At 60.8% G+C, this 19,294-nt stretch carries 17 protein-coding genes; 14 read left to right on the plus strand and 3 right to left on the minus strand.

Annotated elements, in window-relative coordinates:
• Window positions 1–99: 99 nt before the first annotated feature.
• From M2103_RS09285 to M2103_RS09305, 5 genes are all read left to right on the plus strand, one after another.
• Window positions 100–600, plus strand: a complete 501-nt coding sequence (locus tag M2103_RS09285; RefSeq protein ID WP_277510153.1) for a hypothetical protein — start codon at window positions 100–102, stop codon at window positions 598–600.
• 146 nt (window positions 601–746) lie between these two features.
• A complete protein-coding gene (pdxH, locus tag M2103_RS09290) occupies window positions 747–1,346 on the plus strand; it encodes a pyridoxamine 5'-phosphate oxidase (protein WP_277510154.1) in 600 nt (199 codons plus the stop codon).
• An 89-nt stretch (window positions 1,347–1,435) separates the two neighbouring features.
• Complete coding sequence (locus M2103_RS09295) at window positions 1,436–1,912, plus strand: hypothetical protein (RefSeq protein WP_277510155.1); 477 nt, start codon at window positions 1,436–1,438, stop codon at window positions 1,910–1,912.
• Window positions 1,913–1,936: 24 nt separating this feature from the next.
• A complete protein-coding gene (locus M2103_RS09300; RefSeq protein WP_277510156.1) occupies window positions 1,937–2,353 on the plus strand; it encodes a hypothetical protein in 417 nt (138 codons plus the stop codon).
• An 82-nt stretch (window positions 2,354–2,435) separates the two neighbouring features.
• Window positions 2,436–3,128: an acyl-ACP thioesterase domain-containing protein gene (locus tag M2103_RS09305; protein WP_277510157.1), complete on the plus strand. Its 693-nt coding sequence runs from the start codon at window positions 2,436–2,438 to the stop codon at window positions 3,126–3,128.
• Window positions 3,129–3,220: 92 nt separating this feature from the next.
• Here M2103_RS09305 and kdsB read toward each other — a convergent pair whose 3' ends face one another.
• On the minus strand, window positions 3,221–3,967 hold the full coding sequence (gene kdsB / locus M2103_RS09310; RefSeq protein WP_277510158.1) for a 3-deoxy-manno-octulosonate cytidylyltransferase: 747 nt from the start codon (window positions 3,965–3,967) through the stop codon (window positions 3,221–3,223).
• Window positions 3,968–4,055: 88 nt separating this feature from the next.
• Here kdsB and M2103_RS09315 point away from each other — a divergent pair, with 88 nt between their 5' ends.
• The 4 genes from M2103_RS09315 to alaS all read left to right on the plus strand — a co-directional run bounded on the left by M2103_RS09315 (window position 4,056) and on the right by alaS (window position 8,999).
• Complete coding sequence (locus M2103_RS09315; protein ID WP_277510159.1) at window positions 4,056–4,361, plus strand: HPr family phosphocarrier protein; 306 nt, start codon at window positions 4,056–4,058, stop codon at window positions 4,359–4,361.
• A gap of 254 nt (window positions 4,362–4,615) precedes the next feature.
• Complete coding sequence (gene leuB / locus M2103_RS09320) at window positions 4,616–5,728, plus strand: 3-isopropylmalate dehydrogenase (RefSeq protein ID WP_277510161.1); 1,113 nt, start codon at window positions 4,616–4,618, stop codon at window positions 5,726–5,728.
• Between the two features lie 45 nt (window positions 5,729–5,773).
• Window positions 5,774–6,151, plus strand: a complete 378-nt coding sequence (locus tag M2103_RS09325; protein ID WP_277510162.1) for a GxxExxY protein — start codon at window positions 5,774–5,776, stop codon at window positions 6,149–6,151.
• Between the two features lie 67 nt (window positions 6,152–6,218).
• The gene (gene alaS / locus M2103_RS09330; RefSeq protein ID WP_277510164.1) at window positions 6,219–8,999 is read left to right on the plus strand and encodes an alanine--tRNA ligase; all 2,781 of its coding nucleotides are present in this window, start codon (window positions 6,219–6,221) and stop codon (window positions 8,997–8,999) included.
• Window positions 9,000–9,151: 152 nt separating this feature from the next.
• On the opposite strand, the gene M2103_RS09335 is transcribed toward alaS, so the two are convergent.
• Window positions 9,152–10,810 carry a hypothetical protein gene (locus M2103_RS09335; protein WP_277510166.1) on the minus strand — a complete coding sequence of 553 codons (1,659 nt, stop codon included), beginning with the start codon at window positions 10,808–10,810 and terminating at the stop codon, window positions 9,152–9,154.
• A 441-nt stretch (window positions 10,811–11,251) separates the two neighbouring features.
• Here M2103_RS09335 and M2103_RS09340 point away from each other — a divergent pair, with 441 nt between their 5' ends.
• The 5 genes from M2103_RS09340 to M2103_RS09360 all read left to right on the plus strand — a co-directional run bounded on the left by M2103_RS09340 (window position 11,252) and on the right by M2103_RS09360 (window position 17,496).
• A complete protein-coding gene (locus M2103_RS09340) occupies window positions 11,252–12,484 on the plus strand; it encodes a glycoside hydrolase family 88 protein (RefSeq protein ID WP_277510167.1) in 1,233 nt (410 codons plus the stop codon).
• Window positions 12,485–12,633: 149 nt separating this feature from the next.
• On the plus strand, window positions 12,634–13,872 hold the full coding sequence (locus M2103_RS09345) for an alginate lyase family protein (RefSeq protein ID WP_277510168.1): 1,239 nt from the start codon (window positions 12,634–12,636) through the stop codon (window positions 13,870–13,872).
• Window positions 13,873–13,972: 100 nt separating this feature from the next.
• Window positions 13,973–14,254 (plus strand): hypothetical protein, encoded by a 282-nt coding sequence (locus M2103_RS09350; protein WP_277510169.1) that lies wholly within the window; start codon window positions 13,973–13,975, stop codon window positions 14,252–14,254.
• An 89-nt stretch (window positions 14,255–14,343) separates the two neighbouring features.
• Window positions 14,344–15,327: a DMT family transporter gene (locus tag M2103_RS09355; RefSeq protein ID WP_277510170.1), complete on the plus strand. Its 984-nt coding sequence runs from the start codon at window positions 14,344–14,346 to the stop codon at window positions 15,325–15,327.
• A 60-nt stretch (window positions 15,328–15,387) separates the two neighbouring features.
• Window positions 15,388–17,496, plus strand: a complete 2,109-nt coding sequence (locus M2103_RS09360; RefSeq protein ID WP_277510172.1) for a prolyl oligopeptidase family serine peptidase — start codon at window positions 15,388–15,390, stop codon at window positions 17,494–17,496.
• 60 nt (window positions 17,497–17,556) lie between these two features.
• Here the strand turns inward: M2103_RS09360 and cls are convergent, their stop codons facing one another.
• The gene (gene cls, locus M2103_RS09365; protein WP_277510174.1) at window positions 17,557–19,152 is read right to left on the minus strand and encodes a cardiolipin synthase; all 1,596 of its coding nucleotides are present in this window, start codon (window positions 19,150–19,152) and stop codon (window positions 17,557–17,559) included.
• Between the last annotated feature and the right edge of the window lie 142 nt (window positions 19,153–19,294).

The following is a 19,294-nucleotide window of genomic DNA, read 5'->3' on the forward strand; positions in this document are numbered from 1 at the left end:
TTGGCGAAAAATACAAAAGGGATGCGTTTAAAAGCAATGTGAATAAGTTTTTGCGCCGGGACTTGGCAGTCCGTTTCGCGGCTCCCATATATGACGCGCATGTCCACTCGCGACGAACTCCGCCGCCTTCATTTCATCAATTCCCTTTTCGCGCACGTCACGGGGCGCGACCTCTATCTGGCCGGGCAGATCAAGGCGGCCATCGCGTTCAGCCTCGCCGAGCTCGAGCAGCAAACCGCCGAGCATCCCGAGATGGCCGCCAAATACGACGCCGCGTTCACCGCCGCCGCCGCGCAATTGCTGGAGAAGTTTTTCCACGAGCACGAGAAGCACGGGTTTTATCATTGGGACGCCGCCAAGTCGCTCGAGTCGGCCACGCCGCTTTTCGCGCGCAACGAAGTCATGGCCGGCTTGAGACATCTCGCGCCCTACGACGAATCGACGCTCCTCATCACCAACATCCGTCCCGCCCTCCTGCCGCCCGAGCGCCGCAAGACGCCCAGGCGCGTGCGCGACTACGAGGAGTTGCTCGACTTTATTCGCGAGCTCGCCGCCGCGCGCACCCCGCGCAACGCGAAGCTGCACCTCTTGTTTTTGTAGGGATTTTTCCCCGGAGGTTTTGGCCGCCGGCGGACGCGCAAAATCGGCGCGCGCAAGGCTCGCTCCCGCACGGGAATCGGCATTTTTCCTTATAAAAAAATCTTTCGTGCTTGTCGCTTGGGAGCTCCGCGCCTTCGTTTTGAACCATGCCCGACACCGACAACAACGATCCGATCGCGCTTTTCAAAAAATGGCAGGACGACGCCGCGCGGACCAAAACCTGCGACCCGACGGCCATGGCGGTTGCCACGACCGACGCGCAGGGTCGCCCGTCCGTGCGCGTGGTGCTGCTCAAGGCGCTCGATGAGCGCGGGTTTGTTTTCTACACCAACCTCGACAGTCCGAAGGCCGCCGACTTGCGGGCGCATCCCCGCGCCGCGCTTTGTTTTCACTGGCACGCAATCGACCGGCAGGTGCGAATCGAGGGACCGGTCGAGCCGGTGGCCGACGCGGAGGCCGACGCGTATTTCGCCACGCGCGCGCGGCTCAGCCAGATCGGCGCGTGGGCCTCGAAACAATCGCGCCCGATGGAAGGTTATTGGGAGCTCGAAAAAGCGGTCGCCGCCACGCTGCTGCGTTTTCCAATCGGCTCGGTGCCGCGTCCGCCAAACTGGTCCGGCTTTCGCGTGAAGCCGCTGCGCATCGAGTTTTGGTGGCAGAAGCCCTTCCGCCATCACCAGCGCTTTGCCTACGAGCGCCCCTCGACCGACGCGCCCTGGGGCGGGGAGCAGTGGTTGTATCCATAATCATGTTTGCGCGCGCCGGCACACCGCCCATATTTGCCCGTCCTTTTCACCAAAATAAACGCACCACAATCACGCACACTTTTTAAGTCATGTCTTCACAAGCACCACATCGCCGCACAAGGGAGGAACTCCAGAAGCTCTACATGGACGCGCTCGAGCAACAAGGCTACCGCCCCGAGCTGGACCAGGACGGCGACGTGCGTTTCCGCCACGAGGGCAACAGCTACTTCATCGAGGTGCGCGAGGATGACCCGATGTTTTTCCGCGTCGTCATGCCGAACTTCTGGGACATCGAATCGCCCAAGGAGCGCGCGCGCATCATCGAGGCGGCCAACATCACCTGCAGCGACATCAAGGTCGCCAAGGTCTTTATCGTGCGCAACGACACCTGGTGCGCCGTCGAGTTGTTTTTGCCCGAACAGGAGCTTTTCGCCCCCATCCTCCAGCGCTGCCTCATCGCAATCCGCGCCGCCGTCAACACCTTCACCGAGCACATGCGCAGCCAGTCAAAACCGCCGCCCCTGCCCGGCGCCGACGATGACGACGATGACGCTGGCTTCAACTGAACGCAGCGGAAAGGAAACCACGCCATGAAAAATCACACACCCGAATCGCTCGCATCGCTTCGCAACACCATCACGGAATACATGTCCGCGGAGGGTTACCGCCCCTCGGTCAACGCCGACGGCGAAATCATGTTCCATTTCGAGGGCAAGGTTTGTTATCTCCAAACTGTTGAGAAGGATCGCGAGATGCTGCGCATCGTGATCATCAATTTTCATCCCCTCGAGGACGAGGCCGCGCGTGCCAAGGCCACCGCCGCCGCGCAGGAAGCCACCGCCTCGACCAAGGTCGTGAAAATTTTCACCCTCGATGATGACACTTGGTGCGTGGCCGAGCTGCTCATGCCGGAACCCGAGCGCTTCACCGCGATTCTCGGGCGCACGCTCTCCGCAATCCGCGCCGCCCTGCGCACCTTCGAAAAGGCGCTCGCGGGCGAAACCTGACAAAGTCCGGGGGAACCCTGGCCGCCTGTTTTCTGTCAGGCAGTTCGAGTTTTTACATCGCATGTTTAGTATTACAGAAACCGTGACTCCTAGCCGGACGGGTGAAGACTGCCGGCTGAAATTTGTTTCCGCGCTTCGAATGATGCAGGATTGCTCGGAACTGTGGATTGATTCCGAGCCCGCATACAGGGATTACTTTCGCGCCAACAACATCGCGCAGCTGCTCGTCTCGCGCCAGGTCGATGTGTTGCGAGTCCCCCGCATCAAGGAAAAGCTGACCATCACAACCGGCGTGTTTGGCTGCGCGGGCGCGTTCGGGCATCGCAATACGATCATATATGATGAATCCGGCGCGCCCTGTTATGCCACATGGTGTGTTGGGGCGTTCGTAAACCTCAACACGGGGCGCATGTCCAAAATACCTGCGGAGGTTGTGAACTCGCTGGTTATCGACGCAAAATACGGCATGGAATACCTCGACCGGAAAATAACCGTTCCCGCCGGGGAGTCCGCAAACCACGCGCCGGTGGAGGTGCTCAGGGACGACATCGATTACAACCGCCACATGAACAACGCGCAGTATGCGCGCATCGCCGCCGAGTTGCTGCCGCCTTCGTTTGAGATTAAAAGATTCAGGGTTGAATACAAAATCCCCGCCAAGCTCGGCGAAACCCTGCATCCGCAAACCCTGGCGACTGAAAACGGTTGCATATACACGCGGCTAAAAAACAAATCGGGGCTGAGCCACGCGGTGCTGGAGTTTTGCGACCGGTAAGTTGTCGCAAGAAAATGCTTTTTGGGTAGGGCGAACCGTCCCGGTGAGCCGGGAATGTTTCGGCTCACCGGGACGGTTCGCCCTGCCTCAAATCAGCCGAGAACCCGCTCGAACTTTTCCGCATCCTCCGGCGTGTCCACGCCGATGCTCGCGTCCTTCGTGAAACCGACCGCGATTTCGTAGCCGTTTTCGAGCACGCGCAGTTGCTCCAGCTTTTCGATCTGCTCCATCCGGCTCAGAGGCAGGGTCGCAAACCGTTCCAGCAATTCCGCCTTGTAGGCGTAGAGGCCGAGATGCCGGTAACACGGGTTCGCAGCCACCCACGCATCATCGACCTGTCCCGCCCGGTCCCGCGCATACGGCATCGGCGAGCGTGAAAAATACAGTGCGCGCCCGTCATTGCGCACCACGACCTTCACCTGGTTCGGATTCGCAAAATCCGCCGCGCGCGTGAACGGCGTCGCAAGTGTCGCCATGTCCGCCGGTCCGGCGATCAACTCCGCCAGCGTGCGAATCTGCGCGCCCGTCACCAGCGGTTCGTCGGCCTGCACATTCACGATGCGCTTGGCGCGCACGGTGGTGTTTGCCTCGGCGATGCGGTCAGTGCCGCTCTGGTGTTTCACGCTTGTCAGGATTGTTTTAAATCCTGATGTCTCAAGAGGTTTCGCGAGCAACGGGTCGTCCACGGCAAAAAAGAGGGGCAGTTCCGGAGCCTCGCTGGCGATTCGTTCCGCGACCCACAATATCAAGGGTTTGCGTTTTATTTCATGCAAAAGCTTGCGCGGAAACCGCGTCGATTCGAGCCGGCAGGGGACGATGATTGCGACATCAGGGAACATGGTTGGCACACTTTGTGGCATGTTTTTGAGATTGCAAGCTGCGCCATCAATCCAACCATGGGCAACTCTCCGCACATAACACACCTTAATGGAAAATACAGAAACGTCATCATCCGCGACCGCCAGCCCGCTGGTAAAAGAGCTCGTCGTGCAGAACAAAATGGGCATTCACGCCCGTCCTGCCGCCATGATTGTGCGTATCACGAACAAATATAAGGCCGATGTGTTCATGGAAAAGGACGGCGAACAGGTGAATGGCAAAAGCATCATGGGCCTCATGATGCTTGCCGCGGGCAAAGGCTCGAAGATCAAGTTCACCGCCAGCGGCGCCGACGCCTCGCAAATGCTCGTCGAGCTCGAGCAGCTCTTCGCCCGCAAGTTCGACGAGGCATAGACCGCGGCGTGGACGCCGCGGTAAATTCCAATAACCAATAGACAAATTCCAAAAGTCAGCGCCGCTGCGCGCCCTCTTCCTCGCGCAATTTTCGTAGCGCGAACCGCCGGGTTTCGCAGCGACTCGTTTTTGGAATTTTGGGGCCGAAATTTTTTTGGAGTTGGCATTTCGCAATTTTGGAATTTCCCCCTCCAGCACTTCTCGCTTTCCAACCCCGCCCCCAACCGCTACCGATTTCCACTTTTCCATTTATCATGTCGAACAACACCACGCTTAAATTCGCCGTTCTTCCCGGAGATTACATCGGACCCGAGGTCATGACCGAGGCCCTTCGTGTGCTCGAACACGCCACGAAACCCGCCGGCCTCGCGCTCTCCTACAAAATCGCCGACGTCGGCGGCGCGGGCATCGACAACCACGGCAAAGCACTCCCCGAATCCACGCTCGAAGTCTGCCGCGAATCCGACGCCATCCTTTTCGGCAGCGTCGGCGGTCCCAAGTGGGAAAAACTCCCTCCCAAGGAGCAGCCCGAGCGCGCCGCGCTCCTCCCTCTGCGCAAGGCCTTCAACCTCTTCGCCAACATCCGCCCCGGCCTGCTTTACTCCGAACTCGCCGACGCCTCCCCGCTCAAGTCCGAGCGCATCCCCAACGGCATCGACATCGTCTGCATCCGCGAACTCACCGGCGGCATCTACTTCGGCCAGCCCAAGCAAACCATCACCCTCGACAACGGCGAACTCCAAGCTTGCGACACGATGGTTTACAAAGTCTCCGAAATCGAGCGCATCGCCGAAACCGCCGCAGCCACCGCAAAATCGCGCGGCAAAAAAGTCTGCTCCGTTGACAAGGCCAACGTCCTCGAAACCTCCGTCCTCTGGCGCAAAACCGTCACCGACTACTTCGCTAAAAACCACCCCGACATCGCCCTCTCGCACATGTATGTGGACAACGCCGCGATGCAGCTCGCCCGCGACCCGAACCAATTCGACGTGCTCTTCACCGAAAACATGTTTGGCGACATCCTCTCCGACGAGATGGCCGTGATCTGCGGCTCGCTCGGCATGCTCTCCTCCGCCTCGCTCGGCACCGGCAAAAACTCCCTCGGACTTCCCTTCGGCCTCTACGAACCCGCCGGCGGCACCGCGCCCGACATCGCCGGCAAAGGCCTCGCCAATCCCTGCGCCCAAGTCCTCAGCGCCGCGCTCATGCTCCGCCACAGCTTCGGACAGGAGGCGCTCGCCCAAAAAATCGAGGCAGCCGTCCGCAAAACCGTCACGCAAGACGGCATCCGCACCGGCGACATCGCCTTCGGACGCCCGTCCGTCGGCACCAGGCAAATGGCCGACGCGATCATCAAAAACCTCTGAGTTTTTTGTTCACCACGGAGACACGGAGAAGCACGGAGTTCAAATATGAGTCTGGATCGGGATGATTTGGCAGGGCGTGTTATTGGGGCCGCGATCGCCGTCCACAAACACCTCGGTCCGGGCTTGCTGGAACCGGCGTATGAAACGTGCCTCGCCATTGAGCTCCGCCATCTTGGCATCCCGTTTGAACGGCAAAAAATCCTCCCGATCACCTATCGCGACGAAGACATAAACGACGCCTATCGGATCGACTTTGTCATCAACAACGAACTCATCCTCGAGCTAAAAGCCGTCGAGACGCTCATGCCCATCCACACGGCGCAAACGCTCACCCACCTGCGCCTCGCCAACATCAAAACCGCGCTCCTAATCAACTTCAACGTCCCGCTCCTCCGCGACGGCATCAAACGCCTCTCCCTCTAAAAAAACTCACCTCCGATCTCCGTGCCCCTCCGTGTCTCCGTGGTGAATAAATAAATTCCATTTCAACATGACCGCCTCCGAAATCCGCCAATCCTTCCTCGACTACTTTGCCTCGCAGCAGCACAGCATCGTCGCGTCCTCCTCGCTCATGCCCGACTCGCCCGGCCTGCTCTTCACCAACGCCGGCATGAACCAGTTCGTCCCCATCTTCCTCAACGAACGCAAACCCGACGCCGCGCACCGCCCCAACACCCTCCGCCCCGCGCTCGACACCCGCGCCACCGACACCCAGAAATGCATCCGCGCCGGCGGCAAGCACAACGACCTCGATGACGTCGGCTTCGACACCTACCACCACACCATGTTCGAAATGCTCGGCAACTGGTCGTTCGGCGATTACTTCAAAAAAGAATCCCTCGCCTGGGGCTGGGAACTGCTCACCAAAGTCTGGGGCATCCCCGCCAAGCGCCTCTTCGCCACCGTCTACTCTCCCGACAAATCGAAAAACGACCCCGCCGACTTCGACCAGGAAGCCCACGACATCTGGGCCGGCCTCTTCCGCGCCGCCGGACTCGACCCCGCCGTCCACATCGTCAACGGCAACAAAAAAGACAACTTCTGGATGATGGGCGACACCGGCCCCTGCGGCCCCTGCTCCGAAATCCACTTCAACCTCCTCCCCTCCGACGACGAAGCCGCCGGCCGCGCCCTCGTCAATTCCGGCTCCCCCCGCTGCATCGAAATCTGGAACCACGTCTTCATCCAGTTCAACGCCGGCGCCGACGGCAGCTTCTCGCCGCTCCCCGCGCGCCACGTTGACACCGGCATGGGCTTCGAACGCGTCGCCGGCATTTACGCCACCACAAAAGCCTTCACCGATTTTACGCCCGAGCCCTCCAACTACAACGCCGACATCTTCACCTCGCTCTTCGAGGCCATTGCCAAACTCTCCGGCAAAACCTACACCGGCACCGTCCCCGCCACCCGCGAAAACCTCACCGCGCAACAACGCACCGACATTGCCTTCCGCGTCCTTGCCGACCACGCCCGCACCGTCTCGTGCGCCATCGCCGACGGAATTTTGCCGAGCAACGAAGGCCGCAACTACGTCATCCGCCGCATCCTCCGCCGCGGCATCCTCTACGGACGCAAAGACCTCGGCCTCTCCACCGGCTTTTTCACCAAACTCGTCCCCGCCGTCGTCGCCTCCCTCGGCGGCACCTTCCCCGAACTAAAAGAGCAGCAGACGCTCATCGAAAAAGTAATCCGCAACGAAGAGGAAAACTTCGGCAAAACGCTCGACCGCGGCATCGCCGTTTTTAATCAGTCCACCGAAAACCTCGCCGGCAAAACAATCCCCGGCAAAGCCGCCTTCGAACTCTACGACACCTACGGATTCCCCCTCGACATGACGGAACTCCTCGCCGCCGAACGCGGCCTCACCGTCGACACCGCCGGCTTCGAAAAAGAAATGGAAGCCCAGCGCGCCCGCGCCCGTGCCGCGCAGAAAAGGGAAATCATCACCGTCACCGAAAACGAAAACGACGGCGCCACCGCCGAGCCCACGCTCTTCACCGGTTTCGACTACACGCACACGCAATACAACGCCGAGCCCGAGCCGCAAACTGCCAGCCTCGTAGAAATCATCACCGTCTCCGACGGACGCGCCTGTCTCGTCTTCGACCGCACGCCCTTCTACGCCGAAATGGGCGGACAAGTCGGCGACACCGGCACCGTCTCCATCGACGGCAAAACCCACGCCATCGCCAACACCATCAAGGACAAATCCGGCCGCCACCTCCACGAACTCGCCAACCCCGCCGAAGCCGCCGAGCTCAGCCCTTCAGTCCTTCAGCCCTTCAGCCTTTCCCCCGACATCGTCCGCCGCCGCGCGATCCAGCGCCACCACACCGCCACGCACCTCCTCCACTGGGCGCTCCGCGAAGTGCTCGGCGCGCATGTCCGCCAGGCCGGATCCTCCGTCAACCCCGGCTACCTCCGCTTCGACTTCGCGCACTTCGAGCAAGTCAAACCCGACCAACTCCGCCAAATCGAAACCCTCGTCAACCAGCGCATCATCGAAAACGCCACCGTGAGCGCCACCGAAGTCGCGCACGCCGACATCGCCGCCCGCAAGGACATCAACCAGTTCTTCGGCGACAAATACGGCGACCGCGTCCGCGTCGTCCAAATCGGCGGCACGCCCGGCAAACTCGACGGCTACTCGATGGAACTGTGCGGCGGCACGCACACCGCGGCCACCGGCGAACTCGGCCTCCTCAAAATCACCGTCGAAAGCGCCATCGCCGCCGGCACGCGCCGCATTGAAGCCGTCACCGGCCTCCACGCCTACGCGCTCGCCTCCGACCACGAAACGCTCCTCAAGGAAATCGGCGCCCGCATCCAAGCCGGCCCGCAAGACCTCCTCCACAAATTCGACACCCTTCTCGCGCACAAAACCGAGACGGAAAAGAAACTCAAACTCCACGAACAACGCGCCGCCGCCAGCCTCGCCGCCGACCTCGCCGCGAAAGCCACCGCGCTCGCCGACGGCCTCAAGCAAGTCACCGCCGTTGTCGAGGCCCCGACGCCCGACGCCCTCCGCAGCATCGGCAGCCAAGTGCTAAGCAAACTCGGCGAAGGCGTGGTGAAACTCGGCGCCGCCTTCGGCCCCGAAAAAGTATCCGTGGTCGTCTTCTGCTCCCCCGCCGCGAACAAAGCCGGTCATCAAGCCGGCAAACTCGTCGCCGAACTCTGCGCAAAATTGGACGGCAAAGGCGGCGGCAAACCCGACTTCGCCATGGGCGGCGGCAAAGCCGCCGGCAAGCTCGCCGAAGTGTTAAAGTAGAGCGTCTTCCCGGGAGCGCGGACATCCTGCCCGCAAGACGCCGCGCCGCGCCGTCCAAACTTCCAAACTTGCGGACAGGATGTCCGCGTTCCCGGGCGCAAGCGTAGTTCGATCAAAATTTGAAATGCGCCGACGCCCTGCCGCCATCCGCATCATTCCCTAGTCGCAGGCCCGGCAAGCGCCTCCCACGAGGTGCGCACCTCTTCGCTCAATGGCTGTGTCGCCAGCCATTCACGCGCGGCCTCGCGTTCGGACTCACGGCTCATCATGCTCGAAAAAATCTTGAAACGCAGTGCGTCCTGCTTGCCGGAATCTGTGACCAACGGCAGCAATTCCACAGCACTCCGCCAATCCTGTGATTGTGTTGATGCCTCGGCCACAAAATCAATCAACGTCTCGCGTCCCTTGCCCTCGGAAATCGTGGAAATATTTGTCGGCGTCAGCACACTTTTCCAGTTCGATACGCCTCTGTATAGAAAATCATTCATCCGGCTTTGGGTAATCTGATCAGGATTTGCCAACAGCCAGCGCAACGCAGCGTCGGATTGACCGTGCCGAGCAGCCATCCACATCGCCTCATTTATGTAGTTTTTCATTAACGGAGAGTTAATATTCGCACCCACTGAGCCGAGAAATGCGGTTGGATTATCCTGCAACAATTGCCTCGTTTTAATTTGTTCGCGCAGCGTGCCATCAGCCTCGTTCTCCAGCCACGCCTCGGCGGCCTTGCGGTCGGAACGTGCCCAGTTAGCATAATTTCGCCAAAGGTTATCCGAGCGATTGACTTCATCAGACCAAATCACCTGTGCCGCTGCCACCGCTTGGTCGACATCCGTCTTGAATAATTCCCATATTACGCCGTTTCCATACTGTCCCATCATATCGGCTGGCATTTTTTGCAGCACCTCCAAGGCGACCAGAGGGTCTTTTCGCGCCAACTCATACATAAATCCATAGTGTTGGTTTTGCTTAAATACAGCTCCCAGTTTTTCAATCGCCGCAAGCATCGCGGAAGGATTTTCTTTGGCGTAATAATTTAGAATATTAGAAAACATCTCGCTTCCATACGATTTGTCCTGCTGCCGCGCACACCATTCGAGCGCGGCCTTTTCGTCCATTTTCAGCCATGCGACGGCAAAGTCACCCGTAACATCGTCCTTGCCGTAATCTGATAAACTTTCCAGCACCCGCAACGAGTTCGCCGGGTTTGTCTTCAGCATCGACTGCATGATCTCCCCAAAATAGTGAGGACTCACAGGAATAGCATCCGCAAGCGCGAGTTTCCACGCCTCTTCGGGATGAGCGTCCTTCAGTTTCAGTATCACCATCTCGGCAATTCTGCCGCTATCGCTTTTGTTGGGATTTTTTTGAAGCCAGCCGATCACATGCCCCAGGTGCTTCGTCCCGATTGCCGCCAGCGGAATCGCGTATGCCTCATTGCGCACCGGAAATTTTGCGGCTCCGTCAACAAACGCCAACGCCCCGTCCGCATCGACCTCCGACCAACGCCGCAAACCCTCGAACACATTTTTTTGTTGTCCCGGTGGACACCCCGCCGTCATCCACCGCTCAATATACCCGCGCCATTGCTCCGGCGTTTTTAAGCCGGCCAAGTCTGGAAACTCGCCGCTGGCATCGGCTTTACCGCCGCTTTTTGAAGTCGCACCTTGCGAATCAATTACTGCCGGGTTTTTGCCCGCGTCGGACTTTGTCCCGTCACCTGACTCCGACACGCGCCCCAATCCCACGCCCAACACAACTCCGACAAGTGCGCAGCAAAAGCACATGAGCAAGACTTTGGGATTTTTCATAAAGCAAATGAATGTGAAGCAGGGTTGGATAATTTATCGGGTGGTTGTTGCGCGAGTAGAAGCCCGTTTCGGGAAACGGTCAACATCCGCACGCCTCATATTCCCAACCTGCGAACGCCGGGAATATTAAAAAATATGCGTGCGAAAAAAGAGCGCCAAATCACATGTTGGCGCGTGGCGTTTTGAGGACTTTCACAACCAACCCAGGAAAAAATTAACCGCAAATAAACGCACGCAAATGAATGCAGATCAGAATCTGCCGCGAAAAGCACAACAGGCGCAAAAAGGAAACTCCGTTCTTTGCGACTTCCGCGCCTCTTTGCGGCCAATCGGGTTGAATATGCGTCAATCTGTGTCCAAAAAACGAGAGGCTCTTTTATCCCCGTTTTAATTCGCGTGCATTTACCCGCATTTGTGGCTTCTAATTTTCACCCTCTTACCATGACACTCCGAAACGCCCTCCTCATCCCCGTTGTCAGTGCTGTATTGGCCATTCCGGCCTTCGCCCAAAAAGCCGACGACAAAACCGAGCAACTCGTGCGCGAAAACTTCGACGTCGCCGCGCAACAATACACAAAACTCCTCCAATCGATGGCCGATGTCGCCGAGAAAAACCGCCAGCCCCGCAGGTTCGAAAACGGCAAGCTCGTAACGATCCGCCCGCGCGACTGGACCAGCGGCTTTTTCCCCGGCTCGCTCTGGCTCCTTCACGAATACACCGGCGACGCAAAATGGCGCGACGCCGCCCGCGAATACACCGCGCGCCTCGAAAGCATCAAGGACTACAAGGGCACGCACGACCTCGGGTTCATGATCGGTTGCAGCTACGGAAACGGCCTCCGGCTCACCAACGACGCCTCCTACCGCGACATCATGCTCAAGGGCGCCGAGTCGCTCGCCAGTCGCTTCAATCCCTGCGCCGGTGTCATCCGTTCGTGGGATCACGGCTACTGGACGTTCCCCGTCATCATCGACAACATGATGAATCTCGAATTTCTTTTCTGGGCCTCGCGCGAGTCCGGCAATCCACGCTACCGCGAAATCGCAATCAGCCATGCGCAAACCACGCTCGCCAACCATTTCCGCGAGGACGGCAGCAGCTATCACGTCGTCGATTACGATCCGGGCACCGGCAAGGTTTTGTTCCGCCACACCAAGCAAGGTTACGCCCACTGGTCGCCATGGGCGCGCGGCCAGGCGTGGGGACTCTACGGGTTCACCATGATGTATCGCGAAACGCGCAATCCCGCCTACCTCGAGCAAGCGCAACGAATCGCCCTGTTCATCCTCCATCACAACAGGCTCCCGAAGGACAAAATCCCCTACTGGGATTTCGACGCGCCCGACATTCCGAACGCGCCGCGCGACGCGTCCGCCGCCGCGATCATCGCCTCCGCGCTCATCGAGTTGAGCGACTACACGACCGACGCCAAGTTCTCCAAGTGGTATCTCGACACCGCGCGCAAGCAGCTCCTCTCGCTTTCCTCTCCCGCCTATCGCGCCAAGGTCGGTGAAAACGGCGGCTTCATCCTGATGCACTCGGTCGGCCATCTTCCCGGCAACAGCGAAATCGACGTGCCGCTCAACTACGCCGACTACTATTTCCTCGAGGCGCTCCTTCGCTACCGCGCCAAGATGTCCGGCAAACCCGCCGTTCCCGCGCCCGTAAATTAAGCCCGCGTCCGAAATGGTTTGCGGAGGCACGGACGGCTCGCCCGTGCCTCCGCTCTTTGGCGCGCCTTTGAGCGCATCGCCAAAAAAACTTCCCGGAAAAAACATCCCCTTTTGAAATCCGCGCGCATCTTGCGCGTCATGAAGCCCCAATGAACACAACCGACCGCCTGCGTCGCGCCACCCTTGCCGTGGCCGCCATTTTATTCCCGCTCGCCGCGCTCGCGAACTCGGTCCCACCGCCTGCGATCTTTTGCTGCGATCCCGCCGTGCTTGCCAACGCCCGCGAGCGCGCTCACGCAAACGACCCCGCGTTTCGCCCCGCCTACGACCGCGTGCTTCGCGAGGCGGACAAGGCGCTCGCCCTCAAACCCCTGTCGGTGATCGACAAAAAGCTCACCGCCGATTCGGGTGACAAACACGACTACCTTTCGCTCGCTCCCTATTGGTGGCCCGATCCGGCCAAGCCCGACGGCCTGCCCTACATTCGCCGCGACGGTCAGGTCAACCCCGAGAGCAAGCGGGATAACGACGCGCTCAAGTTCGTCCGGATTTGCAACGCCGTCAAAACGCTCGGCCTCGCCTATTACCTCACCGGCAGGGAAACCTACGCCGAAACCGCCGCGCTGCTCACCCGCGTCTGGTTTCTCGACGAAGCCACACGCATGAACCCCAACCTCAATCACGCGCAAGGCATTCGCGGACGCAACAGCGGGCGCGGAGCCGGCGTGCTCGAGGGCCGACACATCACCGCGCTCACCGACGGCCTCGCGCTCATCGCCGCCTCGTCCGCATGGCCCGCCGAAAAACAAACCGCCATGCGCGCCTGGCTCGAGTCGTATCACACTTGGCTCACCACCAGCAAAATCGGTCTCGCCGAGGCCGCCGCCAACAACCACGGCACATGGTATGCCGTGCAAGCCGCGCACCTTGAGCTCGCCCTCGGCAAAACCGCCGCCGCGCGCCGCCGCGTCGAGAAGCAACTTCCGCATTACATCGCCACGCAGATCGAGCCCGACGGACGCCAGCCGCACGAACTCGCGCGCACCAATTCCCTGCACTATTCGATTTTTAACCTGGAGCCCCTTTTTGAACTCGCGCAGCTCGGCGAACGCGCCGGCTACACCGGCGGCTGGACTCACACAACGAAAGATGGGCGCAGCCTGCGCGCCGCCCTCGCCTATGTGGCGCCTTACCTCGACCCCGCCAAGCCCTGGCCCAAGAAAGACATCACGCCCGGAAAAACCGCCCGCATCCTGCCGCTTCTTCGCGCCTATCTCGCCCGTCAGGACGACGCGCAATTCAAGGCGCTCTACGAAACTTATTCCGTTTCCACGCCCGACCTCGCCAAGGAGCGCTGGCATCTTCTTCTGCCGCCCCTCCCGAGGTAGGGACTGTTTTTGGCGCTTGAAAAACGAAGCCCCTGTTTTTTCGCCCTTTGACAACGGAACACGCGCCGCTTTTATCCGTCAGATATTTTTCCAATCTTCAATGAAACGCTTCCTCCTCCTTTGCCTCCTGCCGTTATTTGCGCTCCTGCCTTTCGCGGGTTGCTCCAGCAAACCCAAGCCGAGTCCCCTTATCGCAACCGAGGTCGAGCAAAACTTTAAGGATCGCTGGATCATCGCGCGCGCCGCCGACCTTGTGGCGCTCAAGCAGGCCGCCGACGCGGACGAGGCGAAACGCATCGCAACCGAGGAATTCGGCAAACGATTCGCCGCGACAACCGTCGCCCAGCCTTCCCAGGAAGGCGCGGCCGGGCAGGCGCGCTGATTTGATCGCGGCGAACGCGCAACCCCCGCGTGCAAGAAACTCCGGATGCCGCCGGGGCAAGCCGAGCGCTCGCGCCTGAACCCCCGCCCATGAATCCAACGCAAAATGTCCGTCACTGGCGCGCCATCGGCATGCTTGTTCTTGCGACGGCGTTTTGGGGACTGAGCTTTCCGACCGTAAAGGCGCTCGCGCTCGTGCACGCCGCGATCCAGCCCGGCAGCGGCAACTGGTTCACCGCATCCGCGACCGTCGGCCCGCGCTTTGTCATCGGCACGGTTGTGTTGTTGATTATCCATTTGCTTTTTCTGCGCGGCAACACCCGCCGGCGCACCACGCCCGCCGAGTGGAAACAAGGCCTGCTCCTCGGCGCCTTCGCCGCCGGCGGCATGATCTTGCAAAACGACGGGCTGCAATTCACCGCGGCCTCCACCTCCGCGTTTCTCACGCAGCTCACCGCCATCCTCATTCCGCTCTACGTGGCGTTTCGCATGCGCAAGAATCCCGGCTGGCGCGTGTGGTTTTGCTGCGCGCTCGTGATCACCGGCGTGGCGATCCTCGGGCAGTTTGACTGGCGCGAACTCCGCCTCGGGCGCGGCGAATTTGAAACCCTGCTCGGCGCGTTTTTCTTTGCCGGGCAAATCCTCACGCTCGACCGGCCCGAATTCGCGGGCAACCGCGTCATGCGCATCACACTCGTGATGTTTGCCACCGAGGCCGTGATTTATTCCATCATGGCATTCGCAACCGCCCCGAATCTCTCCGCGCTCGTCGCGCCGTGGGCCTCGCCCGCCTTCATCATGCTCACGCTGCTCCTCGTTGTGTTCTGCACGTTTGGAGCGTTCTTTTTGATGAACGCCTGGCAGCCCAAAATCACCGCGACGGAGGCGGGCCTCGTGTATTGTTTCGAGCCGATCTTCGGCACGCTCCTCGCCCTGTTTCTGCCCGGCCTGTTCTCCGCCGCGTTCGGAATAAACTATGCCAACGAAACCTTCACCTGGACGCTTCTGACCGGCGGCGCGTTTATCACCGCCGCGAATATTCTGCTGCAACTGAAACCTCCGGTAAAATCCTGACAGGTTTCGTCCCCGCAAAAAACTCCTGACATGTCCCGATGCTTCGCCTCTCTTTTCCCCATGCGCAAACTCATCCTCACCGGCCTCGCCCTTGCCTCGCTCTCAATCATGCCCGCCCGAGCCTCAACGGACGCCCCTGACGATTCCCACCTCTGGCTTGAGGATGTGACCGGCGACAAACAGCTCGCCTGGGTGCGCGAGCGCAACGCCGTCAGCACGCGCGAACTCGAAAGCTCGCCCGGCTTCGAGCAAACCCGCGCCGCGCTCCTCGCCATCTACAACTCCAGGGAAAAGATTCCCTACGTCGCGAAACACGGCGCGCATTATTACAATTTCTGGCAGGACGAAAACCATGTGCGCGGCGTCTGGCGCCGGACCACTTTTGCCGAATACCGCAAGACCGCCCCCGCGTGGGAAACCGTCATCGACCTCGACGCGCTTGCCGCCGCCGAAAATGAAAACTGGGTGTGGCACGGCGCCGACATCCTTTACCCCGACCGCGACCGCGCGCTCGTCAAATTCTCGCGCGGCGGCGCCGATGCCGACGTGGTGCGCGAGTTCGACCTGAAAACAAAAACCTTCGTCGCGCCCGGGGCCGGCGGCTTTGCGCTCCCCGAGGCCAAGAGCCGCGTTGCCTGGCACGACCGCGACACGCTCTACGTCGGCACCGATTTCGGCGCCGGCTCGCTCACCGATTCCGGCTACCCGCGCATCGTCAAGGAATGGAAGCGCGGCACGCCGCTCGCCTCCGCCGCGACGATTTTCGAGGCGGACAAAACCGACATGTCTGTATCCGCATTTCGGATACATGACCACGGCGCGCATTACGACATGATCCTGCGACGCCCCGCCTTTTTCACCAACGAAGTCCTGCTTCGCAACCCCGCCGGCGCGTGGGTGAGGCTCGACAAGCCCGACGACGTCAGCGTCGGTTTTCATCGCGGGCAAATCCTGCTCGTTTTGCGCAAGGACTGGACTGTCGGCGGGCGCACCCACGCCGCCGGCGCGCTCCTCGCCGCCGATCTGAAACGCTACCTCGCCGGCGCGCGCGATTTCACCGTGCTCTTCGAGCCCGGCCCGCGCAAATCGCTTGCCGGGACCGCCGACACCAAAAACCACCTCGTCGTCAACGAGCTCGAAAACGTGCGCAACAAACTATTCGCGTGGACTCTCGACGCCGCGACCGGCAAGTGGACGCGCCAGCCCGTGCCCGCGCCCGACTTCGGCGTCACGAGCATCTCGGGAATCGACGAGGACGAATCCGACGACGTGTTCATTCAGACGCAGGATTTTCTCACACCGCCCAGTCTCGTGCTCGGCACGATCGGCAAATCGAAACGCGAAACACTCAAGCGCCTGCCCGCCTTTTTCGACGCCGGCGGCATGAAGGTTTTCCAATACGAGGCCGCCTCCGCCGACGGCATGAGAATCCCGTATTTTGTGCTGGCGCCAAAGAGCTTTCGCGCCGACGGCACCGCGCCCGCCTTGCTTTACGGTTACGGCGGATTCCAGATTTCGATGCTGCCGGATTACAAGGCGCACTTTGGCCGGGCGTGGGTCGCGCGCGGCGGCGTGTATGTGCTCGCCAACCTGCGCGGCGGCGGCGAGTTCGGCCCCGCGTGGCACCAGGCCGCGCTCCGCGAAAAACGCCAGCGCGCCTACGATGATTTCGCCGCCATCGCGGAGGACCTGATCGCGCGCAAAATCACCTCGCCCGCGCGCCTCGGCATCATGGGCGGCTCGAATGGCGGGCTGCTCGTCGGCGCGGCGTTCACGCAGCGCCCCGACCTCTATCGCGCCGTCGTCTGCCAGGTGCCGCTCCTCGACATGCGCCGCTACAACAAGCTCCTCGCCGGCGCGAGCTGGATGGCCGAATACGGCAACCCCGACGTGCCGGAGGACTGGGCCTTCATCAAAAAATACTCGCCCTACCAAAACGTGAAACCCGGCGTGAAATATCCGCGCGTGCTTTTCACCACCTCGACGCGGGACGACCGCGTGCACCCGGCGCATGCGCGCAAAATGGTCGCCCGCATGGAGGCGCAGGGCCACGACGTGCTCTATTACGAAAATATCGAAGGCGGCCACGGCGGCGCCGCCAACGCCGGGCAACGCGCCCGCATGTGGGCGCTGTCGTTCACCTTCCTCGCAAAGGAGCTCGGACTATAACGCCACCGTTCCTTTCGCGAGGGTAGGGCGGCCTCGCCGAGGCCGCCGCGTTTGCCCGCCTCACTGCACCGGCGCGAGGAGCATGGCCACGCGCACGGCGAGGCGGAACCAAAAACCGCGCGCGTTGAGCTCCGCCGACGTTGCCAGGCGCGAGCACGCAAAATCGTTTTCGAGCATTTTTGTCACCTGCTCGTTGAACTGCCTGTCGGCAAACGCCATCGTCAGCTCGAAGTTCAGGCGAAATGAGCGGTTGTCGAAATTGGCCGTGCCAATTGTGCTGTAGGCGTTGTCCACGACGACGACCTTGTGGTGCATGAAACCCTTTGTGTAGCGGAAGGTTTTAATGCCGACCGTTTCGAGCTCCTCGATGTAGGACCACGCGGAAAGCTGCACGAGAAAGTTGTCCGCCTTGTCGGGGATGAGGATGCGCACATCGACCCCGCGCAACGCCGCGAGCTGAAGCGCCGAGATGAACTGTTCGTCGGGCACGAAGTATGGGCTCGCGATCCAGATGCGGGTGCGCGCGGTGTTGATCGCATCAAGGAAAAACAGCGTGGCGGTTTCGAGCTCGTCGGAAGGCGCGGACGGCAGGCAAAGCGCGACACGCGACACGCCGTTCGGCGCGACCTCCGGGCGCCATTCGAATTTCGGAATCTCGCCGGTGGCCCAATGCCAGTCCTCAAGAAAAACCGCCTGCACACATTGCACGACGGGCCCGGCAAGCCGCGTGTGCGTGTCGCGCCAGTAGCCGGCCCTCTTGTCGCGGCTGCGGTATTCGTCGCCGACGTTGAGGCCGCCGACCCACGCCTCGCGTCCGTCGACCACGACGATTTTGCGATGATTGCGAAAGTTGATTTGAAAACGATTCCAGCGCCCGCGTCTCGTGTTGAACGCGGAGACGTTGATGCCGGCGGCGCGCATGTCGCGCACGTATTTGCGCGTCAGTCCGCTGCTGCCAATCTCGTCGAAAAGCACGTGGCAGCGCACGCCCTCCTTGACCTTGGCCACGAGGTGCGAAAGCAATTCGCGGCCGGTGTCGTCGTCGTGGATGATGTAGAACTGCACCAGCACGTATTCCCTGGCGCGGTCGATGCCGTCGAAAATTGATGAGAACGTGTCGTCGCCATCAATGAGCAGCTCGACGTCGTTGCCGCGCGTGAGCGGAAGGTGCGCGAGCAGTTCGATGGCGAAGGGCTCGCCGAATTGCGGAGTGACGAGCATGTTTTTCGCCCGCATGCGGATCAGCGCGGCCTGAATCGTGGGCGCGGAGATGGCGGACCTCTGGCGGCGGAGCGTGACATATCCGTGGAATTTGCTCCGCCCAAAAACCCAATACGCGGGCACGCTCACAACAGGCATCAAAATGAGCGCGACGACCCACGCGACCGCGCCCTGCGAAGTGCGCGCCGTGAGAATCGCGCGGATGCTTGTCAGCACGCCCGCGATTTGGATGAGGATGTAGGCGACGCTGACGACCGCGCCGGTGTGCGAGCGCACGTAGTCCCAAACGGCGGAGGCCCAGGCGACAATGCCGTCGATAATTGATCCGCTTGCGATTTCGGATGCGGGAGCCGCGTTCGCGGCGCGGGCGACGGCGCAGCAACCGGCAACCATGCCGAGCAAAACCACAGTGCGTGTGAGACGACGTTCGCGCATTGCGCCTGATATGTGTGCGCCCCGCGCCTCATTCTCAATGGAAAAATGCGCAAGTGGCGGGCTCCGGGTGTGATTAATTTCATGCCGGGCGATGAGTCCGTAAACTTGCGGGCATGGTTGGCGGGCGAGTTTTTTGTTCAGT

The organism is Ereboglobus sp. PH5-5 (genome assembly GCF_029504805.1).
Lineage (GTDB): Bacteria > Verrucomicrobiota > Verrucomicrobiia > Opitutales > Opitutaceae > Ereboglobus.